Raw genomic sequence first — 25,418 nt, 5'->3', positions numbered from 1 at the left:
GCTGCTATCAGCCTCTTTTTTATTTGATTGCACGATGCTCTTTAATTACTCTTAAATAGGATAGGGACTCATCCTCAGGCCCCTGAACCGGAAGTCCGGCTTCAATATTTTCATGAATGTAGGATAGGTTTTCCTGTGTAATAATTTCTCCAGGAATAAAAATCGGTATGCCCGGAGGATAAACCATAATAAATTCTGCGCAAATCCTTCCCACTGTATCACCAATCGGCAGTACTTCCGTTTCTGAATAAAATGCTTCTCTTGGTGATAAGGCCAATAAAGGTATACCTGGAAGTAAAACCTCTGGAGATTTAAAATCTTCACCATGCTCAAATGTTTTTGATAAAGACTTCATAGCTTTGATTAAAATATCCGCTTCATTCTTTGTGTCCCCTGGAGTGATGATACAAAGGATATTATAAAGATCGGAAAGCTCCACTTCTATATTATATTCATCTCTTAGCCATTTCTCCGCCTGATACCCTGTAATTCCAAGCTCTTTTACAGATATAATGATTTTCGTCGGGTCATAATCGAATGTAGCTTTAGTTCCGATAATTTCAGATCCGATACAGGTTAATTGATTTATCTGCTGCAGTTCAGATCTGATATATTGTGCCAGTTCAATTGTTTCTTCGATTAATCTTTCTCCTTCAGTTGCGAGTCTTTTTCTTGCCACATCCAAAGAAGCAAGCAGCGGGTAGGACGTAGATGTTGTCGTCAGCATACTTAAAATCGTTTGGACCCTCTTAGCAGAAACTAGTCCTTTTTTAAGGTTTAAAATCGAGCTTTGCGTCATAGACCCTCCAAGCTTGTGCACGCTTGTTGCAGCCATATCAGCGCCGGCCTGCATTGCTGAAACCGGAAGCTTTTCGTTGAAATGGATATGAACTCCGTGAGCCTCATCGACAAGAACAGGCACCTTATAGGAATGGGCAATCTCCACAATACTTCTTAGGTCTGCTGAAATCCCGAAATAAGTAGGATTAATAACAAGAATTCCTTTCGCATCAGGGTGCTGCTCCAGTGCATTAGACACTGAGTCCGGTGTAATTCCGTGAGAGATCCCGAGTTCCTGATCTACTTCAGGGTGAATGAATACAGGAATGGCTCCGCAAAAAACGATCGCAGACATGACGGACTTATGAACATTTCTTGGCACAATAATTTTTTCTCCAGGACCGCAAACGCTCATTACCATCGTCATTATAGCGCCACTTGTTCCCTGAACGGAGAAAAAGGTAAAGTCTGCGCCAAACGCTTTTGCAGCTAAATCCTGTGCATCCTTGATTAAGCTTTTTGGCTGGTGAAGATCATCCAGCGGAGCGATGTTAATTAAATCAATCGACAATATATTTTCGCCGACAAATTCCCTGAATTCAGGATCCATGCCCGCACCTTTTTTGTGACCGGGAATATGGAATTGCACAGGGTTATTAGCGCTATGCTTTTTTAAGCCGGTAAAGAGCGGCGTATCTTTTTGCGTTAATGTTTTTCCGGCTGAACGCCTGACGTCTAAAGTTGCTGAGTTTACCGATGTATCAGACAATTTTTATGTCACCTCATTAAGGGTATTTATTTTACGGAGTATAACAGAAGAATTATAGCATTTCTAACAGGGAAAGAAAACGAAAAAGAGACGATGCTTTTTTTTGCAGGATATTTTGAGTTAAGATCAATTTCCGGTACAATAAAGCTGAAAAGTTTTAATAAAGAAGGTGAAGAAATGGAATATCAATACCCAATTTCGATCGACTGGTCTACAGAAGAAATTATCGATGTCATGAAGTTTTTTGAAATGGTCGAAAAAGCATATGGATCCTCTGTTGATCGTGAAGAATTTATGAAGACCTACAAACGCTTCAAAGAAATTGTACCGAGTAAATCAGAAGAGAAGACTATTGATAAGGAATTTGAAGAGAATAGCGGCTTTTCAACTTACCGGGTCGTAAAAAAGGCGAAAAACACAGAACCGAATGAACGTTTTTCAATTAAAAAATAAAGGATTGGATCTATTTCAGATCCAATCCTTTATTTTTGTGCTGCCTTAAGGCTGTGGCGGTAGATTGGCAGCAGAGCTGAATATGTCTTTTTGATTTCCTCAATTAATTTTTCATTGTCCTGAACTGCATCATCAGATGGAAGGAATCTTTTGCCGACTAAAAACTCTGCCTTTTTCACTTTTTTAAAGCGCTCAAGGATTGAAAGGAAATCTTCTTTACCCATTTCATTTATTTTATCTGCCTCTTTTTTCATATGATCGGATGAAATCCAGCCGTCTTCAGGAAGTGACTGATAAACACTCTCCAAATCATCGATAAGGGCTTCAGCAATCTCTGCTTTCTCCGGCAGCTCATATATATAGGCAAGCCAGATAAACAAGTGATCATCCCATAAGCCCACTTGAAAATGAGGCAGTTTTTTATAGCCTCTTTTACTCGGGGAAATAGCCATCCAGGTGTCACTCGGAGGATTGACCGTTCTGCGGGCGTGACGGGCAATATGAAGGTGCATGTCTTCATTCAGTTCTTCTGTTAAAAAAGGCACCAATTCTTCTCCCAGTGCAGCAAACTTAGGCTGAATAACCGTCTGAATCAGTTCCATTCTTTCTTCAAGTCCAGGTACTTGGAAAATATCGAAATCCTTTTGCTCAAAACCATTTGTCATTAAATTTCTTCCTTTCTGTTGTGAAGCTTGGAGAGTCAAAAATATGCTCACCATCGTTTGAAGCCTGAATATTTAGGCTATACTATAAATAAGATTTTTGAGGGCCACTCAAAACAACAACTTTTAGCTATTGTAGCATAACTCTTTATTACGAATAAAATGATCCATCCCGCATAGAATGGATTAACAAGAAAAAACAACTAAATCTTGAAATAGCCGTCGATCGGTTAAGTTGGAGGGGGCAAGGAAATGAAACAGGTCATCCAGGTTACTAGAAAAAGAGATCTGAAATCAGAAAGAATGGCGATCCTGCGTTTGGAATTGGACTATGAACTTGCAGTACTTTTTGAAGCAATGGAAGAACAAAATGTCAGCTCAATGGATGTTTCTAAAGAAAAGCTTTCCGGAATCCGCAAAGAACTTATTGAACTTAAAGGCGGCGTGTAAAGGTTGTACTAATTTATAGGATCAAATAAAGACGAATGCTCTGTAAACCAGCGTATTCGTCTTTATTTCTTGCGGAGGATATTTCTTGCGGAATTATTTTATGTGAGCTACTCTTGAATGAAGATGATTTTCTGGAGGGTATTTGAATGACAGAAAACTGGAATGAGATTGATCGCTTTGCAAAGGATTTAATTCATCATGCAGGAGAAACCATAAAGAACTCCTTTAAAGACAAATTAAGCATTGAATCTAAAAGCAATGCCAATGATCTTGTCACAAATATGGATAAAGAAATCGAACAATATTTTGTGAAGGAGATCAGGAGGTATAATCCTGATCATAAAATTCTTGGAGAAGAAGGTTATGGTGATCAGGTCACATCCCATGAAGGGACAGTGTGGATAGTAGATCCGATCGATGGCACAATGAACTTTGTTCACCAGCAGCGTAATTTTGCTATTTCAATTGGCATTTACCATAATGGAATTGGAATGCTCGGTTATATTTATGACGTGGTTCTGGACGAGCTGTATCATGCTCATAAAGGGAATGGTGCTTATATGAATGAGGAGAAGCTGAAGCCCTTAAAGCCTGTCCCGGTTTCAGAAGCTATTTTTTCAATTAATGCAACATGGATAACGCCTCACGAAAAAGTTCCTTATCAGATCTTTGGGCCAATCGTACATGATGTTCGCGGGACACGGTCATACGGGTCTGCTGCATTAGAGCTGGCTTATGTTGCTGCCGGAAGGCTGGATGGATACCTGACTATGAGGCTTGCTCCTTGGGATATTGCAGGGGGGAAAATTTTAATTGAAGAGGTTGGAGGAGTCGTGACCAATCTGCAAAATCAAACTCATTCCCTTCTAGGAAAAGATTCATTATTTGCCGGAAATGCTGATGTGCATAATGAAATTTATCAGAATTATTTGCAGGGGAAACTATAAAAAAATGCTGAGCTTTACTGCTCAGCATTTTTTAATTCAGCAAGTTCTCTATGTTTTTTCTTCGTTTTAAACCCCATTCCAAAAACAGCTGTTAAAGCAATTAGTGAAATAACAGCACCAAGAAAGCTTCTTTCCCCGACTGCTATTCCTACTCCTGTCATTGCCAGGACTGCTGCAAATGCATATAGGATGAAAATTCCATTCCCTTTTTCCACGCCATCAACCTCCTTGATTTCCATTCTACATAATTAATTTTTGTATTTCCACCTTATATGATATAATAGTACAGTTAATAAAGCTTGGAAAAGCATTCAGGAGTGAAATAATGACAAAGTTAAGACAAGATCTTCGAAATATTGCAATTATCGCTCACGTAGACCACGGAAAAACGACACTGGTAGACCAGCTGCTTAAGCAATCTGGTATCTTCCGTTCAAACGAACATGTGGAAGAGCGTGCAATGGACTCAAATGACCTGGAAAGAGAGCGCGGTATCACCATTCTTGCTAAAAATACTGCGATTCAATACAAAGATACACGAATCAACATTTTGGATACACCAGGACACGCTGACTTCGGTGGAGAAGTAGAGCGTATTATGAAAATGGTTGATGGCGTATTGTTAGTCGTTGATGCTTATGAAGGCTGTATGCCTCAGACCCGTTTCGTATTGAAAAAAGCCCTTGAGCAAAATTTAACTCCTATTGTAGTAGTTAATAAAATCGACCGGGATGCTGCACGTCCTGAAGGTGTAATCGATGAAGTATTAAATTTATTTATCGAGCTTGACGCAAACGAAGACCAGCTTGAATTCCCGGTGATCTATGCTTCTGCCATTAATGGAACAGCAAGCATGAATCCTGAAAAACAGGATGAAACCATGGAATCTCTTTACGAGTCCATTGTTGAGAACATCCCTGCTCCTGTAGATAATAGTGAAGATCCATTGCAATTCCAAATTGCATTGCTTGATTATAACGATTATGTAGGACGTATCGGTATTGGCCGCGTGTTCAGAGGAACGATGGAGGTTGGCCAGCAGGTTGCGCTTATGAAGCTTGACGGTTCAGTCAAAAACTTCCGTGTGACAAAAATCTTTGGTTTCCTTGGCTTGAAGCGTGTTGAAATTCAAAAAGCACAAGCCGGTGACTTAATTGCCGTATCCGGTATGGAAGACATCAACGTGGGAGAAACGGTTTGTCCGATCGACAACCAGGATGCACTTCCGGTATTGCGCATTGATGAGCCGACTCTTCAAATGACATTTTTAGTGAATAACAGCCCGTTTGCAGGCCGTGAAGGAAAATTCGTCACATCCCGCAAAATTGAAGAGCGTCTGCGTGCTCAGCTTGAAACAGATGTGAGTCTGCGCGTTGAAAATACTGCTTCACCTGATGCATGGGTAGTTTCAGGACGCGGAGAGCTTCACTTGTCCATTTTAATTGAGAACATGAGACGTGAAGGATTCGAATTACAGGTATCAAAGCCTGAGGTTATCGTACGTGAAATTGATGGTGTTCGCAGTGAGCCGGTAGAACGCGTTCAAATTGATATACCAGAAGAATATGTAGGGTCTGTTATTGAATCAATGGGAGAGCGTAAAGGCGAAATGCTCGACATGATTAATAACGGAAATGGACAAGTTCGTCTTGTATTTATGATCCCTGCACGCGGATTAATTGGTTATACAACTGAGTTCTTAACACTTACACGCGGCTATGGAATTATCAACCACTCGTTTGACAGCTATCAGCCTATGCAAACAGGCCGTGTCGGCGGACGACGTGAAGGTGTTCTTGTTTCAATGGATAAAGGCCAGGCTTCTCAATACGCCATTCTTGGGGTTGAAGACCGCGGCACGATTTTTGTTGAGCCGGGTACAGAAGTGTACGAAGGAATGATTGTCGGCCAGCACACACGTGACAATGATTTAACTGTCAACGTGACAAAAATCAAAGCTGCAAACAATATTCGTTCTGCAAATAAAGAGCAGACAACGACTCTTAAAAAGCCTCGTATTATGACGCTTGAGGAATCTTTAGAGTATTTGAATGATGATGAGCTATGTGAGGTTACTCCGGAATCAATTCGTCTGCGCAAGAAGATTCTTGATAAGAGCGAGCGTGAGCGTTCTCAGAAAAAGAAAAAAACTGCTGAACAGGCATAATAGACGACAGGAGTGATTTTGCATGGTCAATGTGGAAGATCGATTATCTTTTTTTCCTGCGCTGTACCGTGTGGATGTCAATCCCGAGCTGGGCATGTGGTTTCTTTATATCACTATAATTGCTTTGTCGATTTTAGTTTATAAATTGGGCTTTGCTAAAAAGCTCCCGATTTTGAAATCGGCTGTCATCTACATTTTTCTTATTGCCGGGTGCACCGTTTTGACCTTCCTGGCAATATTTCTCCCTATAACTGAAGGGTTAATTATTGCAGCGTTAATTTTAGTCATTTACAAAATCCGATTGCGAAGAGAACAAGCAAAAGGAACAATTTAAGTACAAAAAAGCCTGTCCAATTTTCTATTGGACAGGCTTTTTCTTCTTACATAGCCGCGTTAGAAAAATATTTTTTAAAAATTTTAAAACCTTATAAGATCAAAGATGTAAACGCATACAATTAGATTAAATATTCTAATTTGTCTAAAAATTTAACCTTTAGCTGTTGACGCTATACTTTATCCGCGTTATGATTGTCAACAATTCAAGCGCATCAAGCTTTGAGAGGATGCAGCAAGGTAAGCTGGAAGGAGTGATTAAGGTGAGCGAACAGTTAATTTTTATGAATGGCGAGTTTGTGACAAAAGAAAATGCCAAAGTATCAGTTTATGATCATGGCTTTCTATATGGCGATGGGGTGTTCGAAGGGATTAGAGCCTACAATGGCAATGTATTCCGCTTAAATGAACATCTGGTGAGATTATATGATTCTGCAAAATCAATTTTACTTGAAATGCCTTTTTCGAAAGAGGAAATGAGCGAGATTGTACTGGAGACGTTGCGTAAAAACAATTTATCCGATGCATATATCAGACTGGTCGTATCCAGAGGGCCCGGGAATCTCGGATTAGATCCTTTTTCCTGTAAACAGCCGAATGTTATCGTAATCGCTGAATCCTTAGCACTTTTTCCGAAAGAGCTATATGAGAGCGGAATTGAAATTGTCACCGTGGCAAGCAGAAGAAACCGCTCGGATGTTCTTAGCCCAAAAGTAAAATCACTGAACTATTTAAATAATATACTTGTAAAAATTGAAGCTGGCCTTGCTGGCGTCCCTGAGGCGTTAATGCTTAATGATCAGGGTTATGTGGCAGAGGGCTCGGCAGATAATATTTTCATCATAAGAGATAAAAAAATTCTGACTCCTCCGGGTTACGTTGGAGCGTTGGAAGGGATTACACGCAACGCCATTATCGAAATCGCAAGAAAAAAAGGATATTCCATGGAAGAAGCCGTGTTCACAAGACATGATGTATATGTGGCAGATGAAGTATTCTTAACCGGGACTGCTGCTGAAGTTATCGCGGTAGTGAAAGTGGATGGAAGATCTATTGGCACAGGCAAACCTGGGGAAATCACGAATGAGCTTCTGCAATCCTTCAGGGATCTTGTTGTTTCAGATGGTATAAAGGTTTACGACCCGAAATTGAATGTTGGCTAGCATAAATTATTTAATACATTCATAAGGTAAAGCATTAAATTAAAGCTAAATCATTGATGAGGCAAAAGTGATCAAGCGTCTGCATTTACAGAGAGCCGGTTATGGTGGAAGCCGGTAATGCTGCTGATCATGACATCCCCTCGGAGTGGGGCACTGAACGTCATTTCCAGTAGGTGCATCCCGGACGTACATCAAACGTCCGTTATCAAAGAACAGAGTGTTCTGTTCGAGAGGCAGCAGCAGCTGTGAAGTAGGGTGGTACCATGAAAAGTCTTTTCATCCCTATACAAAAGGCAATCTTTTTGTATGGGCTGAAAAAGGCTTTTTTATTTTGTTTGACGCCATTTAGTCCATACGTCATAAATCATTGACTGAAAAAGGAGGCGCTATAAATGAGCGTAAATGTTAAGCACCAGGAAGCACAAATGATCGGTGGAGAACTACCAAAGGAAAAGCTTCAAGGGTCAGATGTTTTTATCCAGTCACTTCAAAATGAGGGTGTTGAAATGATTTTTGGATACCCCGGAGGTGCAGTTCTTCCAATTTACGATGCATTATATAAAAATCCAATCCCGCATATTCTGGCAAGACATGAACAGGGCGCCATTCATGCAGCTGAAGGATACGCCAGAGTATCAGGGAAAACTGGTGTTGTGATTGCCACTTCAGGACCGGGAGCTACAAACCTTGTGACAGGAATAGCAGATGCCATGATGGATTCACTGCCGCTTGTGGTGTTTACCGGTCAGGTAGCCAGCGCCGTTATTGGAACTGATGCCTTTCAGGAAGCGGATATTGTCGGTATCACTCAGCCGATCACCAAGCATAACTATCAGGTGAAAAAAGTGGAGGACCTCCCTAGAATCATTCATGAAGCATTTCATATTGCTTCTACAGGAAGACCGGGTCCCGTACTTGTTGATATTCCAAAGAACATTTCAAACGAAGTCTTTACAAAATCTGAAATCAAAGTAAAGGATCTGAATTTGCCAGGTTATCAGCCGACTACTTCACCTAATTTCCTGCAGATTCAAAAAGTAGCGCAAGCCCTGCAAAAAGCTCAGAAACCGTTAATTTTAGCGGGAGCAGGCATTCTGCATGGTAAAGCATCAAAGGAATTTGTAGAGTTTGTAGAAGCAACCGGGGTGCCGGTTACCAATACATTGCTGGGTCTTGGGACGATCCCGGGGGATCATCCTCAATTTTTAGGAATGGCCGGCATGCATGGAACCTATACCGCTAATATGGCCATTTGCGAAGCGGATTTGTTAATCAATATTGGAGCAAGATTTGATGACAGGCTCACTGGAAATCTAGAGCACTTCGCACCAAACGCATCAGTGGTCCATATTGATATCGATCCTGCTGAAATCGGCAAAAACGTAGAAACAGCCATTCCGATCGTAGCAGATGCAAAGGAAGCCCTCCAGGCCCTGCAGAAGCTTGAAATCGGTCAATTATCAATTGATAAATGGAACAAGCATTTAAACGAAATGAAGGAAAATTATCCGCTTCAATATAAAAGAAAATCAGAAAAAATGCTCCCGCAGGAAGTTATCGAGCTTGTTCATCGTCACACAAAAGGCGATGCAGTCGTAACGACAGACGTTGGTCAGCATCAAATGTGGGCTGCACAGTTCTACCGGTTTAATGACGCTGATAACTGGGTGACCTCAGGAGGACTTGGGACAATGGGATTTGGTTTTCCGGCAGCTATAGGTGCTCAAATGGCCAAGCCTGATAAAACAGTTGTTTCCTTTACAGGAGATGGAGGCTTTCAGATGACGCTGCAGGAACTATCCCTGCTTCAGGAAAGTCAGCTGCCTGTTAAGATCATAATCTTGAATAATCAGTGTCTTGGGATGGTCAGACAATGGCAGCAAACCTTCTATGAAGAAAGATATTCCGAGTCTTTATTGCCATCACAGCCTGATTTTGTGAAGCTTGCTGAAGCTTATGATATCGAAGGCTATAAAGTAGAGAATTACGAGGATGCAGATAAATTATTTGAAAAAGTTTTCTCTTCAAACCGTCCGGCATTAATCGATTGCCGGGTAGAGCAAATGGAAAATGTTTATCCTATGGTAGCACCTGGAAAAGGGCTTCATGAAATGATCGGGGTGAAAGGATGAAACGCGTAATCACAACAACCGTTATTAACCAAAGCGGCGTGTTAAACAGGGTAACAGGACTACTAATGAAACGCCAATTTAATATTGAAAGCATTACTGTTGGCCACACCGAACAAGCCGGAATTTCAAAAATGACATTTGTTGTTCATGTAGAGGATCAGAGAAAGCTTGAACAGCTTTTAAAACAGCTGCAAAAACAGATTGACGTTTTAAAGGTTAACGACATTACAGACAAAGCAATTGTGACAAGAGAGCTCGCATTAATTAAAGTCCTTTCGCCTCCTGGAGTCAGGAGTGAGATCACAAGCATTATTGAACCATTCAGAGCCACTGTGATCGATATGAGTAAAAATGTTATTACGGTACAGGTAACAGGAGACCCTGAAAAAATTGAGGCATTTATAGACCTGCTGAGGCCTTATGGCATTAAAGAATTAACCCGCACAGGAGCGACGGCGTTCGTTCGCGAAAACCAGAAAGCTCCTGCTCAGCAGCTGTCTATTTTATAAAAAATTTAAACAAAAACTAAAAAATGAACACTAACTAGGAGGAATTTTCAATGGCTAAAGTTTATTACAATCAGGATATCAATGATTCTCTATTACAGGGTAAAAAGGTAGCGGTAATCGGTTATGGCTCTCAGGGTCATGCACATGCCCAGAATTTAAAGGACCTTGGTCATGATGTAATCGTTGGAGTACGAAAAGGAAAGTCATGGGAGCAGGCTGAACGCGACGGACTGACTGTCCAAACCGTTAAAGAGGCTTCAGAGGCTGCAGACATCATTATGGTACTTCTTCCTGATGAACGCCAGACGGCTGTTTATGAAGAGGAAATTAAGCCGGGCTTACGAAGCGGAAAATCACTTGTTTTTGCTCACGGCTTTAATGTTCATTTTAATCAGATCGTTCCTCCATCTGATGTAGATGTATTTCTCGTTGCACCAAAGGGGCCTGGTCATTTAGTCCGCAGAACCTTTGAATCAGGTGCAGGTGTTCCAGCTTTATTCGCGGTATACCAGGATGTTTCAGGACAGGCAAAGGATGTGGCGCTAGCTTATGCTAAAGGCATTGGAAGCGCACGTGCTGGAGTTCTTGAAACGACCTTCAAAGAAGAAACCGAAACAGATTTATTCGGTGAACAGGCTGTACTTTGCGGTGGATTGACCTCTTTAGTAAAAGCAGGATTTGAAACGCTTGTCGAAGCAGGCTATCAGCCGGAGTTAGCGTATTTTGAATGTCTCCATGAACTGAAGCTCATTGTTGACCTTATGTATGAAGATGGATTATCAGGTATGCGTTATTCAATTTCTGATACTGCTCAGTGGGGTGACTTTGTGTCAGGACCAAGAGTTGTCGATCAGGATACAAAAGCCCGCATGAAAGATATTCTAACAGATATCCAAACAGGGAAGTTTGCAAAGGGCTGGCTTCTTGAGAACCAATTGAACCGTCCTGAGTTTTCTGCAATTGTCCGCCAAGAGGAAGAGCATCAGATTGAAAAGGTGGGTAGAGAGCTCAGAAGCATGATGCCATTTGTTAAAGCGGATAAAAAAGAACAAAAGGAAGTGGTCTTTAGTGCGGAAAATTGACATCTTTGATACGACACTTCGCGACGGAGAACAGTCTGCAGGGATAAATTTGAACACAGCTGAAAAGCTTGAGATCGCAAAACAGCTTGAAAAGCTCGGGATTGATGTAATCGAGGCAGGTTTTCCTGCCTCCTCCCGAGGTGATTTTGAAGCAGTTCAAAAGATTGCCCAAACTGTTAAATCTTCAACGGTGACCGGTCTTGCAAGAGCAGTTAAAAGCGATATTGACACTTCCTGGGAGGCACTTAAAGGAGGGGCAGAGCCACATTTACATCTGTTTCTTGCCACTTCGCCGATTCATATGACACATAAGCTTAAGAAAACACCTGATCAAGTCGTGGAAATTGCAGTTGATGCTGTCAGACATGCGAAAAAATATTTTCCGCTGGTTCAATGGTCTGCAGAGGATGCATCCAGGTCAGACCTTGATTTTCTTGTAAGGATTATGAATAAGGTTATTGAGGCAGGCGCTACAACCATCAATCTTCCGGATACCGTGGGCTACGCAACTCCTGCTGAATATGGAGCCATGTTTCGCTACCTTAAAGAAAATGTGAAAAATGTAGACCGTGTAAAATTATCTGCACACTGCCACAATGACCTTGGCATGGCGGCGGCTAATACCATCGCAGCGATCCAAAATGGAGCGGATCAGGTTGAAGGCACGATAAATGGGTTGGGAGAGCGTGCAGGAAACGCAGCTCTTGAAGAGGTAGCTGTTGCACTTCATATAAGAAAAGATGTGTACCATTTTGATACGAATATTCAATTTAATGAAATTAAACGAACAAGTCAGCTCGTAAGCCAGTTAACAGGGATGGCTATTCATGCCAATAAAGCGGTCGTAGGAAAAAATGCTTTTGCCCACGAGTCAGGGATTCATCAGGACGGCGTGCTAAAAGAGCCGACCACCTATGAAATTATTACACCTGAGCTTATTGGAGAGACCTCTAACCGAATTGTACTTGGCAAGCATTCCGGACGACATGCTTTTAAAGACAAGGCAATCGCTCTAGGTTTTGAATTGGATGATGAAAAATTAAATGAAGCTTTTGTAGCATTTAAAGAACTAGCAGATAAAAAGAAAGAGATTTCAGAGGATGATTTATATGTCATTCTGACTGATAAACAAACCCAGGACGACACGCCGGTGTATGAATTAAAATCTGTACAGGTTCAATATGGTAATGGAAGCATTCCAACAGCCTCTGTATCGGTAACAAATCCTGAAGGGGAATTTCTGCAGGAAGCATCCACAGGATCTGGCAGTGTTGAAGCGATCTGCAACACATTAGAACGTCTGGTAAAAGGGAAGGTTCATCTTCTTGATTACCGTGTTACATCGATAGGAAAAGGTCGGGACGCACTTGGTGAAGCGGTCGTAAACTTAACCTTTAACGGCAATTCTTCAACCGGCCGGGATGTTGCACAGGATGTACTGGAAGCGTCAGCAAAAGCATATTTAAATGCGATAAACCGCCAGCTTATCTATGAACGCAACCGGTCATTTGCTAAAACAGTTTAATCAATTGCAGGGAGGAATCACCATGGAAAAAACAGTAGCAGTTTTACAGGGCGACGGAATAGGAAAAGAGGTTACAAAATCTGCAGTTAAAGTACTTCAGGCTGTTGGCCGCCGGTTCGACCATTCTTTTCAGGTTAAAAAAGGAATGATCGGGGGAGAAGCGATTGACAATGCTGGTGATCCCCTTCCAAAAGAAACGGTGGAACTTTGTGAAAAAAGTGATGCGATTCTTTTAGGAGCAGTAGGAGGACCGAGATGGGATCAGAATCCTTCCCATCTGCGTCCGGAAAAAGGGCTTCTGGCTATTCGCAAGCATTTTGGACTTTTTGCAAATCTGCGCCCCGTGAAAGCTGTTCCGGGAATGGTAGATGCTTCTCCTTTAAAAGAACATTTGGTTGAACAGGTGGATATGATGATTGTCCGGGAATTAACCGGAGGCCTTTATTTTGGTGAACCGAAACGAAAATCGGCTAACGGGGCTGTGGATACGCTAACCTATTCCAGAGCAGAAATTGAACGGATTGTAGAAAAAGCCTTTGAGTTAGCAAGGGTGCGCAAGGGGAAGGTAACCTCTGTTGATAAAGCTAACGTGCTCGAATCAAGCAAGCTTTGGCGCGAGATAGTAGAAGAGAAAAAAGAATATTACCCGGATATTGAACTGGAGCACATTTTAGTGGATGCCGCTGCCATGAAAATGATCACTCAGCCATCTTCATTTGATGTTGTTGTTACGGAAAATCTGTTCGGCGACATCCTAAGCGATGAGGCTTCAGTCATTACAGGATCATTGGGCATGCTTCCATCAGCAAGTATCAGAAGTGACGGCTTCGGTTTATATGAGCCAGTACACGGATCTGCCCCGGATATCTCAGGTATGAATATTGCAAATCCGGCAGCGGCGATCCTGTCTGTTGCCATGATGCTAAAGTATTCATTTAATATGAGCACAGAAGCTGCTGCAGTGGAACAGGCAGTATACAGCGTTTATAAAGATGGATATTGTACAACTGATGTGCAAAAAGTTGGCCACAGAGTGCTTTCTACAACAGCATTTACAGATAAAGTAATTGAAGAGCTTGAAAGAGAGCTTGTTTCCGATCATATAATGTCAGCTTACGTGTAATACTGGGAGGTGTCTAAATGCCACAAACGATTATTGAAAAAGTATGGAAAGACCATATTGTGTATGAAGAAAAAGGAAAGCCGGATCTGTTGTATATTGACCTTCATTTATTGCATGAGGTAACATCGCCGCAAGCCTTCGAAGGACTGAGGTTAAATAACCGGAAAGTAAGACGTCCGGATTTAAGCTTTGCGACAATGGATCATAATGTACCGACTATAAACCGTACGAATATCACAGACCCGGTTTCGAAAAAACAAATAAAGACGCTTGCTGATAATTGCAGAGAATTTGGTGTTCCACTAGCGCATATGGACCATCCGGATCAGGGCATTGTTCATGTAATCGGTCCGGAGCTAGGCCTTACTCAGCCCGGTAAAACAATTGTCTGCGGCGACAGTCATACCTCGACTCATGGAGCCTTTGGGGCTTTAGCATTCGGGATAGGAACAAGTGAGGTTGAGCACGTTTTGTCTACCCAGACATTGTGGCAGTCAAAACCGAAAACGATGGAAATTAAAATTGTTGGAGAGCTAGGGTTCGGCGTGACAGCCAAGGATGTGATCCTTGCTATTATTTCAAAATTTGGTGTAGATGTCGGAACGGGCCATATTGTTGAGTACACCGGAGATGCGATTAAAGGGCTCTCAATGGAAGAGCGGATGACTATTTGCAATATGTCCATCGAAGCGGGAGCCAGAGCAGGCTTAATCAGTCCGGATGAAAAAACAGTAGATTACCTGAGAGGACGGGCACATGTGCCGGAAGGAGAGGAATTTTCAGCACTTAAAGATAAATGGCTGAATTATGCTTCGGATGAAGGCGCTGTGTATGATAAGACGCTTGAAATCCATACAGACGAAATTGAACCCTTTGTCACTTGGGGAACGAATCCTTCGATGGGTTCAGGTATATCATCCTCCATCCCGTATGCCACAGACTATCAGGAATCTTCAGAACAGCAGGAATTAAAACAGGCATTGAAATACATGGATCTTGAGGAGGGGACACCTCTATCTGCCATCGAAATTCAACATGTGTTTATTGGCTCCTGCACTAATTCAAGACTGAGTGATTTGCGTCAGGCAGCTAAGCTCATAGAGGGCAAAAGAGTCCATCAGGACGTTAGGGCAATTGTGGTGCCGGGATCATTTTCGGTAAAGCTGCAAGCTGAAAAAGAAGGCATTGACAAGATTTTTATGGATGCCGGATTTGAATGGAGAGAGTCAGGCTGCAGCATGTGTCTGGCAATGAATGACGATATAGTGCCGCCGGGTGAACGCTGTGCTTCTACCTCCAACCGAAATTTTGAAGGCAGGCAGGGTGCAGGGTCAAGAACCCACCTTGTCAGCCCGGTAATGGCTGCTGCGGCTGCAATTCATGGACATTTTGTAGACGTCCGGCATATGCTGAACGTTCATGCATAGAATGGAGGGTTAGAATGGAGCCGATTAATAAGCTTACAAGTATTATCACCCCTCTTGACCGGGTGAACGTTGATACAGATCAAATTATTCCTAAACAATTTTTAAAAAGAATAGAGCGTACAGGATTTGGAGAATTTCTCTTTTATGGATGGCGCTTTAAAGAAGACGGGTCCAAAAATGAAGATTTCGTTTTAAATGACCCTCTTTATGAAGAATCTACTATCTTATTGGCTAGCCATAATTTTGGCTGCGGCTCTTCAAGGGAGCATGCACCGTGGGCACTCTTGGATTACGGATTTAAGGTAGTCATCGCACCCAGCTTTGCAGATATCTTTTATAATAACTGTGTAAAAAACGGGATTTTGCCTATCCGGTTAAATGAAGAAACCGTTGAAATTTTGCTGAAAGATAGCAAAGGGAAGAAAAATCAATTGAGCATTGATTTAGAAAATCAAACGATTGAAAGTATTAGCAGCGGCAGGGTTACATTCGATATTGATCCCTACTGGAAAGAGATGCTGCTTAACGGTTGGGATGAAATTGCATTAACATTTCAATTCGAAGATCAGATCGTTCAGTATGAAAAATCACATTCATAAAAAACGTTTATTTGAGAGGATGATCAACTTGGGAATTCACATGACACAGCGAGCTTATTTAAAGCAGCAGAACGTTTAAGCGAAGTTGTCCACCGCACACCATGCAAGCAGTCCAGTACGCTGAACCAAAGGACAGGCAATACAGTTTGGATGAAGCTTGAGAATCTTCAAAGGACTGGATCTTTTAAGCTGCGGGGAGCGTATAATAAGATCTCCCAGCTTACTGATTTGGAATGTAAAAGAGGAATCATTGCGGCATCCGCGGGCAACCATGCACAAGGAGTAGCTCTGGCCGGAAAAGAAAAAGGTGTTCAGGTGACCATTTTTATGCCGACCACCACACCATCATCCAAAGTTAGTGCAACCAGAGAGTATGGAGCCAGGGTTGAGCTTGTCGGTGAAACGTTTGATGAAGCCTATGAGGCGGCTTGTATTCAGCAGGAGAAAACAGGAGCTACATTTGTTCACCCTTTTAACGATATGACCATTATTGAAGGACAGGCAACGGTTGCACTTGAAATGCTCCAACAGAAACCGGATTTAGAAGTAATCCTTGTACCGGCAGGAGGAGGCGGACTTTTAGCAGGAACAGCCTTAGCGGTTAAAGCGATCAGACCTGATGTAAAGGTGATCGGGGTACAGGCAGCCTCGGCTCCGGCTATCGCTTCTGCTTATCACGGTCTGGATGAGAGGCTGATTCCGTTTAATCCTACAATCGCTGAAGGCATAAAGGTGAAATTTCCGGGCAGTTATACGACAGAAATTATCAAATCTCATGTAGATGATATGATTACTGTCTCTGAAGCTGAAATTGCAAACGCAATACTGTTTATGCTTGAGCGCGAGAAGCTTCTTGTAGAAGGCGCAGGTGCTGCTGGTGTGGCAGCTTTACTAAGTCATCATCTTCCCGCTAAGGATCTTAAAATAGGCGTAGTAGTAAGCGGAGGGAACTTCGACGTGGCAAAATTAGAGGATTGCAGAAAAATCATCGAAAATGACCATGCGAATAAAAAACGGGAGCAATATATTATTTAACAACTTAACAAATGAATAAAAAAGGGCGCCTTATCAGGCGTCCTTTTTTAGCTGTACTAGTTAATTATTTTTATGATCAGCAATCCAGTAAAAAAACGGAAGGGAAAGAAAATAAATAAAATGAGCTGCTGCCCACAATCCAAATGCCTGGATATTTGCCGGATCAGGAACATCTTTTATTGCTAAAACTGCCAGCGGAAAATACAGAAAAACAGTAGGGAAAGTAAGAATGAAGGCCAGTATAAATTTGGATTTAATTCGATTAGATAAGTATTTTTCAAGAATGAAAACATACAGCAGTCCAATGATGACGGCAATAATCTGATGAAAAAAGAACTCAATCCATTCAGGCCATATATAGTCACCAAGCAGAGGAATAAAATCTACATTTAAAAAAAGAGTATATACCTTTACAGAACTAAGCGATTCGAACCATTTCATCATAAGTCCCAAAACAAATCCAGAGCAGATCCCAAGAAAGGTTCCTCTAAGAAGCATTAAAAATCTTCCTCAATCTGCTGGGAGCTTTTATATAATTTAAAATTGCCAGTAGCAATTCTTTTCTTTGTTTTTTCTTCAATCCTACGGTTACAATCAGAGCAGAGGTAGGTATGGATTGGACGGTTGCGTAATTTTTTTGCAAGCGGACTGAAATCCTCTATTGATTCAATTTTATCGCATATAAAGCACTTGACTCTCATCTAAAACACCTCCAAAAACCAGACATTTATTACTAGTATAGCATGACTTCAATTGGGGAATGAAACGTGCGAAGGGAAATTTTGACCTATCGGAGAAATTCCTCTAAAAATAAACAGTTTTTGTATTATAATATCAGTATATAAGGAAGGTGATGAAGGTGGCAAATCGCGTTGAGGATCGACTATCACAGGAGCTATTTGAGGAACTTTTACAGGAACGGTTCGTTCAGTTATCTACAGTTGATTTTAAGACAGGAGGACCCAATGTCAGTGCCCTTTCCTGGGTTCATGCCAAGGATGAGTTTACCATTTTATTTGCAGTAGACAACCGTTCAAGGATTATCCAGAATATCGCCAGGCAGCCGATTGTGGCATTAAATATTATTGCGAACGAAACCTCTTATTCAATTGGTGGCAGGGCATCGGTTCAAGGAGAGGCATCTTCACTAATCCCGATAAATTTGACAATTATCAAACTGGAGATTGAGGAAGTGCGTGATATTATGTTTTATGGAGCCAAAATCGTCTCAGAACCCAAATTTAATAAAACGTATGATGAAGAAGCTGCAAAAAAACTTGATGAACAGGTTTTAACTGAATTAAAAAAGCACTGACATGATCAATCATGCCGGTGCTTTTTTCATTAAGATATGATTAGCTTTTCAACATGTTTAATTGGATTGGAGCGATTGGAGCCATCAGAAAACAATACATGAACGGGTCCATCCTCTGTAAGCGGCTTACCTTCCTTTGAGAAGGCAAGAATAAGCGTTTTAGCCTCCTCTAATGAAAACGAATGAGAACCGTCTGAAGTTTGTACAGTAAGCTCAGCAGCTTCTGCTTCCGGTTCGGCATTTTCAATAAAAGGCTTTAAAGGAATTCCGAATGTGCCGGTAATTAGCTTCTGTCGTTCGTATTTTCTTTCTGTTTTTAAGGTAGGGGGGTAAGCAGCCCCTTCCTGTATTTCACGGGAGAAGTGAGAAGCTACTGCTTTTGTATATTCCTCCAGCTCATCTTTTTGTTCGACTTCTTCTTCAAAATAAGTAAGCAGATCTATTTTACGGTCATCTAAAATCCAAACACCCGGATCCAGGGTGATTTTGAATTTTACCAGCCCTTCGATTGGTATTGTTCCATTCATTTTATTACCCCCTTATGAATTTACATCCTACAATCGAAAGTATACAACGTATCAACTGGAGTGTCACATTCAAAGCAGTAAAAAAATCATGAATTTAACACAATCTAAGCCCCGGAGAAGCTTGCATTTTAGGCTTTAAACCGCTACACTTTATAAAAGAGCAAAGAAAGCTGAAAAAGAGTGTAACATCCTTTTTTTAAATAAATGGAAAGTAATTTGCATGGAATGGGGGGATCAATGTGACATCAGAAACTAAAATCGACCATCGTGAAAAAGCATACATGCTTTTACGCAAGGACGCCGAAAAAATTGCCCAGCTTATTAAAGTTCAAATGGACAACCTGACGATGCCCCAGTGTCCATTGTACGAAGAGGTTTTAGATACGCAAATGTTTGGGTTATCCCGTGAAATAGAGTTTGCTGTACGACTCGGGCTTGTGGATGAAATGGATGGGAAGACTCTTATGGATTCTCTTGAAAGAGAGCTTTCAGTCCTGCATGAAGCATTCACAAAAAAATAATGGTTTACCTGCTCAAACAATGGATAAAGATTGTTTGGGTTTTTTTATATCAAAAAAGCAGGTATTTTGACGCTTAAGATCGAAATATAAAATCTAGATAGGACTGATATGAATGTCAACCATTCTGAGAAGAATGTTTAAATCCTACGATTATTCCCTTCTTGTTACATATCTTCTTTTGGGGATATTCGGGGTAGTAATGGTATACAGTGCAGGAATGGTTTATGCAGTAGAAATACTCGATCAGCCTTCTGACTTTTTTTACAGGCTTCAGTTAAGAAATTTAATCATTGGTTTTATCGGCTTTTCTTTAATGGCACTCATTCCGTACAAGCTTTACCGTGAAAAGTTTATGATGGTCCTTATTCTGATAGTAATGTTTACGCTTTTAGGGGCAGTGCAGATTTTTGGAGCAAATATTAATAATGCACAGAGCTGGCTCCAAATCGGTTCTTTTCAATTACAGCCATCTGAGTTTGCAAAGCTTGGAATTATTGTCTATCTTTCTGCTATTTATGCAAAAAAGTATGCTTATATTGATGAATTTAACAGAGGGGTGATGCCCCCTTTGACAATCCTGATCGTAACATGCTTTATGGTTGCACTGGAGCCGGATTTTGGGACAGCCGCCATTATTTTCTGCATAGGAATGAGTGTGATCATTTCCTCGGGTATGCGGCTGAAAAGCATGCTTAAGCTTGCGGCAATTGGAGCTGCTATCGTCGCTTTTTTAAGCAGTCTTTTGTTTTTATTTCAAAAGGATGGATTTGATAAGATTTTTTCTGAGGAGAGACTTGGAAGAATCGCTGCTTATACAGATCCTTTTGCTCATATTAGCGACAACGGCTGGCAGCTCGTAGGCTCCTATTACGCTATTGGAAACGGAGGGCTTTGGGGAATCGGATTAGGACAGAGCATACAAAAGCTTGGCTATCTGCCTGAACCCCACACTGATTTTATTATGGCAATCATCGCAGAAGAATTGGGAATTGCCGGTGTAGGATTTGTGGTGATTGGACTTGCTTACATTGTGTTAAGAGGAATTACGATCGGCATAAAAAGCAGGGACCGTTTTGGCAAAATGCTTGCGATCGGCATTTCAAGCATGATCGGAATCCAAACCTTTATTAATCTTGGAGGGATGTCCGGAGTTATCCCTATAACGGGTGTGCCGCTTCCTTTTATTAGCTATGGCGGATCTTCTTTAATTCTCTTATCATTAGCTATGGGGCTATTGCTGAATGTCTCAATGTTTGTTAAATACGAGGACCGCTACAGAAATGCAGAGCAGAATCCAACATCATCGGTGCAGACTGCAAACTATCAGGCAGCAGCATCAAAGCAGCATCGTAAAACAAACAGAGGGTAATATGTTCTGTCTTTTTTCACATCCAAAAGGAGGTAGTTTTTTTGAAAAAAATCAAAAAAATTCTTGTGGCTAACCGAGGGGAAATTGCAATACGTGTTTTTCGTGCCTGTACTGAGCTGAACATAAGAACTGTTGCTGTTTATTCAAAAGAGGACAGCGGCTCGTTTCACCGCTTTAAAGCGGATGAAGCTTACATAGTAGGAGAAGGAAAAAAACCGATAGACGCCTATTTGGATATTGACGGAATTATTGAGATTGCCAAGCGGGCTCATGTGGATGCTATTCATCCAGGTTATGGTTTTCTTTCTGAAAATATTCATTTTGCCAGGAGATGTGAAGAAGAAGGGATTATTTTTATCGGACCAACATCCCATCATTTAGATATGTTTGGGGATAAGGTTAAAGCAAGGCAGCAGGCTGTAATAGCTAATATTCCGGTTATTCCCGGAAGCGATGGTCCTGTGGAAAGCATCGATGAGGTTGTACAATTTGGGGAAAAGCACGGTTTTCCTTTCATTATAAAAGCTTCTTTAGGCGGCGGCGGACGTGGGATGAGAATTGTGCGCTCAGCTGGAGATGTAAAGGAATCCTATGAACGCGCTAAATCTGAAGCAAAGGCTGCCTTTGGTAATGATGAGGTATATGTTGAAAGATTTATTGAAAACCCTAAGCATATTGAAGTTCAGATCCTTGGCGATCAGGACGGGACAATCATTCATTTATATGAGCGGGATTGCTCCATTCAACGCCGTCATCAAAAAGTAGTAGAAGTTGCACCTTCTCTTGCTTTGTCTGAGACACTCCGTGATGAAATTTGTGATGCAGCTGTTAAGCTTGCCAATAATGTAAGCTATATAAATGCAGGAACTGTTGAATTCCTGGTAGCGAATGGGGAATTTTTCTTTATTGAGGTAAATCCCCGTGTGCAGGTTGAGCACACCATTACAGAAATGATTACAGGAATTGATATTGTTCAATCTCAAATATTAATTGCTGAAGGACATGCCCTGCACAGCAAAAAGATGTCGATCCCGGAGCAGGATAAAATCCAGCTGAACGGATATGCGATTCAGTCGCGTGTAACGACAGAAGACCCTTTAAACGGGTTTATGCCTGATTCGGGGCGTATTATGGCCTATCGTTCCGGCGGAGGCTTTGGTGTAAGACTTGATGCAGGGAATGGTTATCAGGGCGCTGAAATTTCCGCTCACTACGATTCGCTTCTGGTAAAGGTTTCCACCTGGGCGCTGACATTTGAACAGGCAGCTGCCAAAATGGTAAGAAATCTGCAGGAATTCAGAATTAGAGGGATAAAAACTAATATTCCTTTCCTTGAAAATGTTGTGAAGCATGAAAACTTCCTGACAGGTGATTATAATACCTCATTTATTGATTCAACACCTGAACTGTTCTTTTTTCCAAAGCGGAAGGACAGAGGAACAAAAATGCTTTCCTATATTGGAAATGTAACTATTAACGGATTCCCCGGCGTTGAAAAAAGAGCGAAGCCTGAGTTTCAAAAGCCAAGGATTCCTAAAGTGAATTTACTGGAAGCCCCTCCAAACGGCACCAGGCAAATCCTGGATGCAGAAGGAGCAGAAGGGTTAGTTAAATGGGTTAAAAATCAAAAAGATGTTCTTATGACCGATACGACCTTTAGAGATGCTCACCAGTCTCTGCTAGCGACACGTGTCAGGACAGTTGATCTGAAAAATATTGCAGATGCCTCAGCAAGAATGCAATCGGATTTATTCTCGTTTGAAATGTGGGGAGGCGCAACCTTTGATGTTGCCTACCGTTTTTTAAAAGAGGATCCTTGGATGAGACTTTTAACGCTGCGTGAAAAAATCCCGAATGTGCTTTTTCAAATGCTCCTTCGTGCTTCAAATGCGGTGGGGTACAAAAATTATCCGGATAATGTCATTAAAGAATTTGTTCAAAAATCTGCTTATGCAGGCGTTGATGTGTTTCGGATTTTTGACAGCCTTAATTGGGTTAAAGGGATGGAAGTGGCGATTGAAGCGGTGCGCGATTCCGGAAAAATTGCTGAAGCAGCGATTTGCTACACAGGGGATATCCTTGATCCCACCCGTTCAAAATATGATCTGGACTACTATAAAACGCTGGCAAAAGAATTGGAAGCGCAAGGAGCTCATATTTTAGCAATTAAGGATATGGCCGGGTTACTAAAGCCTGAAGCAGCCTATAGACTTATTACTGAATTAAAAGAAACAACAGAGCTTCCGATTCATTTGCATACTCATGATACAAGCGGCAATGGTATCTTTCAATATGCAAAGGCGATTGAAGCAGGGGTAGATATTGTTGATACAGCCTTGGGTTCAATGGGGGGCTTAACATCCCAGCCAAGTGCAAGCACACTGAGCTATGCACTTTCAGGGTCAAACCGGGCCTTAAGAGTGGACGAAGACCACTCAGAAACCCTTTCCCATTACTGGGAGGATGTCAGAAAATATTATCATGACTTCGAAAGCGGCATGAATTCTCCTCATTCTGAAATTTACAAGCATGAGATGCCGGGAGGACAATATAGTAATCTGCAGCAGCAGGCGAAAGCAGTCGGACTTGGTGAACGCTGGGAAGAAGTAAAAAATATGTATGCACGCGTAAATCAACTGTTCGGTGATATCGTAAAGGTTACTCCTTCCTCAAAGGTAGTAGGCGATATGGCTTTATTTATGGTTCAAAATGATCTGAATGAAGAAACGGTCATTGAAAAAGGAAGATCCATTGATTTTCCTGACTCTGTAATTGAACTGTTTTCAGGCTATCTTGGCCAGCCGCACGGCGGTTTTCCAAAAGAGCTGCAGACAGCTGTACTGAAAGGGAAAGAGCCGATTACCGTAAGACCTGGAGAGCTGTTGGAGGCTGTTGATTTTGATAAAATTAAGGAAAGCCTTTTTCAGGAATTAGGGCGTCCGGTTACCCATTTTGACGCATTGGCTCATGCTCTTTATCCAAAGGTGTTTAAGGAATTTGCCGATACTCAGCAGCAGTTTGGAGATGTATCGGTTATTGACACACCAACCTTCTTTTTTGGAATGAGGCTGGGTGAAGAAATAGATGTCGAGATCGAAACCGGAAAAACCCTTATTCTTAAGCTTGTTTCGATAGGAGAAGCAAGACAGGACGGAACGCGGGTGCTTTACTTTGACTTAAATGGACAGCAGCGTGAGGTCGTAATAAAAGATGAAAGCATTAAGTCGACTGTGGCTGTAAAACAAAAGGCTGATCCGAAAAACGATGAAGAACTTGGTGCAACTATGCCTGGAACTGTGCTGCAGGTTGTTGTAAAAGCAGGGGATGAAGTAAAACAGGGAGAGCATCTCATTATTACTGAAGCCATGAAAATGGAAACAACTGTACAGGCCCCATTTGATGGAACGGTAGATGGAATCTTTGTTGAAGCAGGCGAATCGTTAAAGCCTGGTGATCTGCTGTTAAAGCTTAAAAAGAAATAAAAAAAGGCGGGTAGTGATTTTCACTACTCGTCCTTTTTTTTGCTATTAACCTTTGCCCGGGACATGAGAAGCAGAAAATAACTTAACAGTCCAAACAACAGGGAGATTATAAGTGCGTGGGATAATGCCAATACTAAATTAAGTCTTGTAATAACAACAAGAGCTCCTGTTACAACTTGTCCAAGTACAAGCCCAAAAGCAATCATCCACCCATAGTAGATGACCTTTTGGTGTTTATAATCACGGTATGCAATGTAAGCCAGGTAGCAGATCCAGATAAAGATAAATGCAGCTGCCATCCTGTGGCCCATCTGAAACCACTGTGATGGGTTTAGCGGGAGGGTGTTCCATTGACTATTTACACAAAACGGCCAGTCGGGACACGCAAGGCTGGAATTTGTATGACGGACGAATGCACCGGAATAAACAACGACAAAGATATAAGTCATTAAGCCGTAGGCGTGATACCTCATGCGTTTATCAATAACGATCAATTCTGCATTAAATTTCCGGTCAACCTCGAATATAAGCAATGTTAAAAGCAGCACTGCTGCAAAGGAGATGAGCGAAATACCAAAATGAAGTGCTAAAATAACATCCGAGTGCCCCCAAACCACAGCTCCTGCACCAAGAAGTGCCTGAAGCATTAAAAAGAAAAATGCAAGGATGGCTAAAAAATTTGTTTCCCTTTTATGTCCAATTGCTCTCCAGGACCAGACAGATAAAATTAATACTAGGATTCCCGCAACAGCAGAAACCACCCGGTGGGAAAGCTCTACAATCGTTTCAAATAGCAGTTCATCGGGGATTACCTGTCCGTGGCAGAGCGGAAAAGATTGCCCGCAGCCGGCTCCTGAGTCTGTTTTTGTTACTAAAGCCCCTCCTAAAAGAACAAGGAGCATTACGATACTTGTAAGGACGGCTAAAAATTTCAAAGCCTTTGACTGCAAAAGTTTCACCTTCTTAATCAATTTATTCTATTTACTTAATCATAAAAAAAAGAATTTCATCCACATATTGTAAAAAACAGTATTGTAAAAGCATCATT

At 41.6% G+C, this 25,418-nt stretch carries 24 protein-coding genes and 1 pseudogene; 18 read left to right on the top strand and 7 right to left on the bottom strand.

Features of this window, described 5'->3' with window-relative positions; all coding sequences use genetic code 11:
* Window positions 1-19 precede the first annotated feature (19 nt).
* Window positions 20-1,549 (bottom strand): aminotransferase class I/II-fold pyridoxal phosphate-dependent enzyme, encoded by a 1,530-nt coding sequence (locus C4B60_RS02130; protein WP_104056253.1) that lies wholly within the window; start codon window positions 1,547-1,549, stop codon window positions 20-22.
* Between the two features lie 177 nt (window positions 1,550-1,726).
* Between C4B60_RS02130 and C4B60_RS02125 the strand changes: the two genes are divergently transcribed.
* On the top strand, window positions 1,727-2,002 hold the full coding sequence (locus C4B60_RS02125) for a UPF0223 family protein (RefSeq protein WP_104056644.1): 276 nt from the start codon (window positions 1,727-1,729) through the stop codon (window positions 2,000-2,002).
* Window positions 2,003-2,031: 29 nt separating this feature from the next.
* Here C4B60_RS02125 and C4B60_RS02120 read toward each other — a convergent pair whose 3' ends face one another.
* Window positions 2,032-2,667 carry a YktB family protein gene (locus tag C4B60_RS02120; RefSeq protein WP_104056251.1) on the bottom strand — a complete coding sequence of 212 codons (636 nt, stop codon included), beginning with the start codon at window positions 2,665-2,667 and terminating at the stop codon, window positions 2,032-2,034.
* Between the two features lie 249 nt (window positions 2,668-2,916).
* On the opposite strand from C4B60_RS02120, the gene C4B60_RS02115 reads away from it, so the two are divergent.
* Both C4B60_RS02115 and C4B60_RS02110 read left to right on the top strand, forming a co-directional pair.
* Window positions 2,917-3,114 (top strand): hypothetical protein, encoded by a 198-nt coding sequence (locus C4B60_RS02115; RefSeq protein ID WP_104056249.1) that lies wholly within the window; start codon window positions 2,917-2,919, stop codon window positions 3,112-3,114.
* A gap of 146 nt (window positions 3,115-3,260) precedes the next feature.
* Window positions 3,261-4,061, top strand: coding sequence for an inositol monophosphatase family protein (locus tag C4B60_RS02110; RefSeq protein ID WP_104056247.1), 801 nt, complete (start codon window positions 3,261-3,263; stop codon window positions 4,059-4,061).
* A gap of 14 nt (window positions 4,062-4,075) precedes the next feature.
* Here the strand turns inward: C4B60_RS02110 and C4B60_RS02105 are convergent, their stop codons facing one another.
* Window positions 4,076-4,276 carry a YlaF family protein gene (locus C4B60_RS02105; RefSeq protein WP_245153845.1) on the bottom strand — a complete coding sequence of 67 codons (201 nt, stop codon included), beginning with the start codon at window positions 4,274-4,276 and terminating at the stop codon, window positions 4,076-4,078.
* 110 nt (window positions 4,277-4,386) lie between these two features.
* On the opposite strand from C4B60_RS02105, the gene typA reads away from it, so the two are divergent.
* The 11 genes and pseudogenes from typA to C4B60_RS02050 form a co-directional block, all read left to right on the top strand.
* A complete protein-coding gene (gene typA / locus C4B60_RS02100) occupies window positions 4,387-6,228 on the top strand; it encodes a translational GTPase TypA (protein WP_104056243.1) in 1,842 nt (613 codons plus the stop codon).
* Between the two features lie 22 nt (window positions 6,229-6,250).
* Complete coding sequence (locus C4B60_RS02095; protein ID WP_104056241.1) at window positions 6,251-6,562, top strand: YlaH-like family protein; 312 nt, start codon at window positions 6,251-6,253, stop codon at window positions 6,560-6,562.
* A 262-nt stretch (window positions 6,563-6,824) separates the two neighbouring features.
* Entirely contained in the window at window positions 6,825-7,724 is a 900-nt protein-coding gene (gene ilvE, locus C4B60_RS02090; RefSeq protein WP_104056643.1) for a branched-chain-amino-acid transaminase, read from the top strand.
* A gap of 392 nt (window positions 7,725-8,116) precedes the next feature.
* On the top strand, window positions 8,117-9,856 hold the full coding sequence (gene ilvB / locus C4B60_RS02085) for an acetolactate synthase large subunit (protein WP_104056239.1): 1,740 nt from the start codon (window positions 8,117-8,119) through the stop codon (window positions 9,854-9,856).
* Window positions 9,853-10,365 (top strand): acetolactate synthase small subunit, encoded by a 513-nt coding sequence (gene ilvN, locus C4B60_RS02080; protein ID WP_104056237.1) that lies wholly within the window; start codon window positions 9,853-9,855, stop codon window positions 10,363-10,365. The genes ilvB and ilvN overlap by 4 nt, the downstream gene beginning before the upstream one ends.
* Before the next feature lie 50 nt (window positions 10,366-10,415).
* Window positions 10,416-11,447: a ketol-acid reductoisomerase gene (gene ilvC, locus C4B60_RS02075; protein WP_104056235.1), complete on the top strand. Its 1,032-nt coding sequence runs from the start codon at window positions 10,416-10,418 to the stop codon at window positions 11,445-11,447.
* Complete coding sequence (locus C4B60_RS02070; protein ID WP_104056232.1) at window positions 11,434-12,972, top strand: 2-isopropylmalate synthase; 1,539 nt, start codon at window positions 11,434-11,436, stop codon at window positions 12,970-12,972. The genes ilvC and C4B60_RS02070 overlap by 14 nt, the downstream gene beginning before the upstream one ends.
* 22 nt (window positions 12,973-12,994) lie before the next feature.
* Window positions 12,995-14,095, top strand: coding sequence for a 3-isopropylmalate dehydrogenase (gene leuB / locus C4B60_RS02065; protein WP_104056229.1), 1,101 nt, complete (start codon window positions 12,995-12,997; stop codon window positions 14,093-14,095).
* 17 nt (window positions 14,096-14,112) lie between these two features.
* Window positions 14,113-15,522, top strand: coding sequence for a 3-isopropylmalate dehydratase large subunit (gene leuC / locus C4B60_RS02060; RefSeq protein ID WP_104056227.1), 1,410 nt, complete (start codon window positions 14,113-14,115; stop codon window positions 15,520-15,522).
* 14 nt (window positions 15,523-15,536) lie between these two features.
* The gene (gene leuD, locus C4B60_RS02055) at window positions 15,537-16,121 is read left to right on the top strand and encodes a 3-isopropylmalate dehydratase small subunit (protein WP_104056225.1); all 585 of its coding nucleotides are present in this window, start codon (window positions 15,537-15,539) and stop codon (window positions 16,119-16,121) included.
* Between the two features lie 93 nt (window positions 16,122-16,214).
* Window positions 16,215-17,156 (top strand): annotated as a pseudogene (locus tag C4B60_RS02050) (threonine ammonia-lyase); the annotation flags it as partial.
* A gap of 60 nt (window positions 17,157-17,216) precedes the next feature.
* Here C4B60_RS02050 and C4B60_RS02045 read toward each other — a convergent pair.
* Window positions 17,217-17,654: a hypothetical protein gene (locus C4B60_RS02045; protein WP_104056221.1), complete on the bottom strand. Its 438-nt coding sequence runs from the start codon at window positions 17,652-17,654 to the stop codon at window positions 17,217-17,219.
* Window positions 17,654-17,857 carry a YlaI family protein gene (locus tag C4B60_RS02040; protein WP_104056219.1) on the bottom strand — a complete coding sequence of 68 codons (204 nt, stop codon included), beginning with the start codon at window positions 17,855-17,857 and terminating at the stop codon, window positions 17,654-17,656. Before C4B60_RS02040 ends, C4B60_RS02045 begins: the two co-directional genes overlap by 1 nt.
* Window positions 17,858-18,015: 158 nt before the next feature.
* Here C4B60_RS02040 and C4B60_RS02035 point away from each other — a divergent pair, with 158 nt between their 5' ends.
* Window positions 18,016-18,471: a pyridoxamine 5'-phosphate oxidase family protein gene (locus tag C4B60_RS02035; RefSeq protein ID WP_104056217.1), complete on the top strand. Its 456-nt coding sequence runs from the start codon at window positions 18,016-18,018 to the stop codon at window positions 18,469-18,471.
* 29 nt (window positions 18,472-18,500) lie between these two features.
* Here C4B60_RS02035 and C4B60_RS02030 read toward each other — a convergent pair whose 3' ends face one another.
* Window positions 18,501-18,998, bottom strand: a complete 498-nt coding sequence (locus C4B60_RS02030) for a hypothetical protein (RefSeq protein WP_104056215.1) — start codon at window positions 18,996-18,998, stop codon at window positions 18,501-18,503.
* A 239-nt stretch (window positions 18,999-19,237) separates the two neighbouring features.
* On the opposite strand from C4B60_RS02030, the gene C4B60_RS02025 reads away from it, so the two are divergent.
* The 3 genes from C4B60_RS02025 to pyc all read left to right on the top strand — a co-directional run bounded on the left by C4B60_RS02025 (window position 19,238) and on the right by pyc (window position 24,370).
* Entirely contained in the window at window positions 19,238-19,519 is a 282-nt protein-coding gene (locus C4B60_RS02025; protein WP_104056213.1) for an Fpa/YlaN family protein, read from the top strand.
* Between the two features lie 121 nt (window positions 19,520-19,640).
* Window positions 19,641-20,888, top strand: a complete 1,248-nt coding sequence (locus C4B60_RS02020; RefSeq protein WP_104056642.1) for an FtsW/RodA/SpoVE family cell cycle protein — start codon at window positions 19,641-19,643, stop codon at window positions 20,886-20,888.
* A gap of 41 nt (window positions 20,889-20,929) precedes the next feature.
* Window positions 20,930-24,370: a pyruvate carboxylase gene (gene pyc / locus C4B60_RS02015; protein WP_104056211.1), complete on the top strand. Its 3,441-nt coding sequence runs from the start codon at window positions 20,930-20,932 to the stop codon at window positions 24,368-24,370.
* Window positions 24,371-24,393: 23 nt separating this feature from the next.
* Here pyc and C4B60_RS02010 read toward each other — a convergent pair whose 3' ends face one another.
* On the bottom strand, window positions 24,394-25,305 hold the full coding sequence (locus tag C4B60_RS02010) for a COX15/CtaA family protein (protein ID WP_483413968.1): 912 nt from the start codon (window positions 25,303-25,305) through the stop codon (window positions 24,394-24,396).
* Window positions 25,306-25,418 lie beyond the last annotated feature (113 nt).

The sequence above is a fragment of the Jeotgalibacillus proteolyticus genome, from assembly GCF_002926065.1.
GTDB lineage: Bacteria > Bacillota > Bacilli > Bacillales > Jeotgalibacillaceae > Jeotgalibacillus > Jeotgalibacillus proteolyticus.
This window is presented reverse-complemented; position numbering and strand designations above follow the sequence as displayed.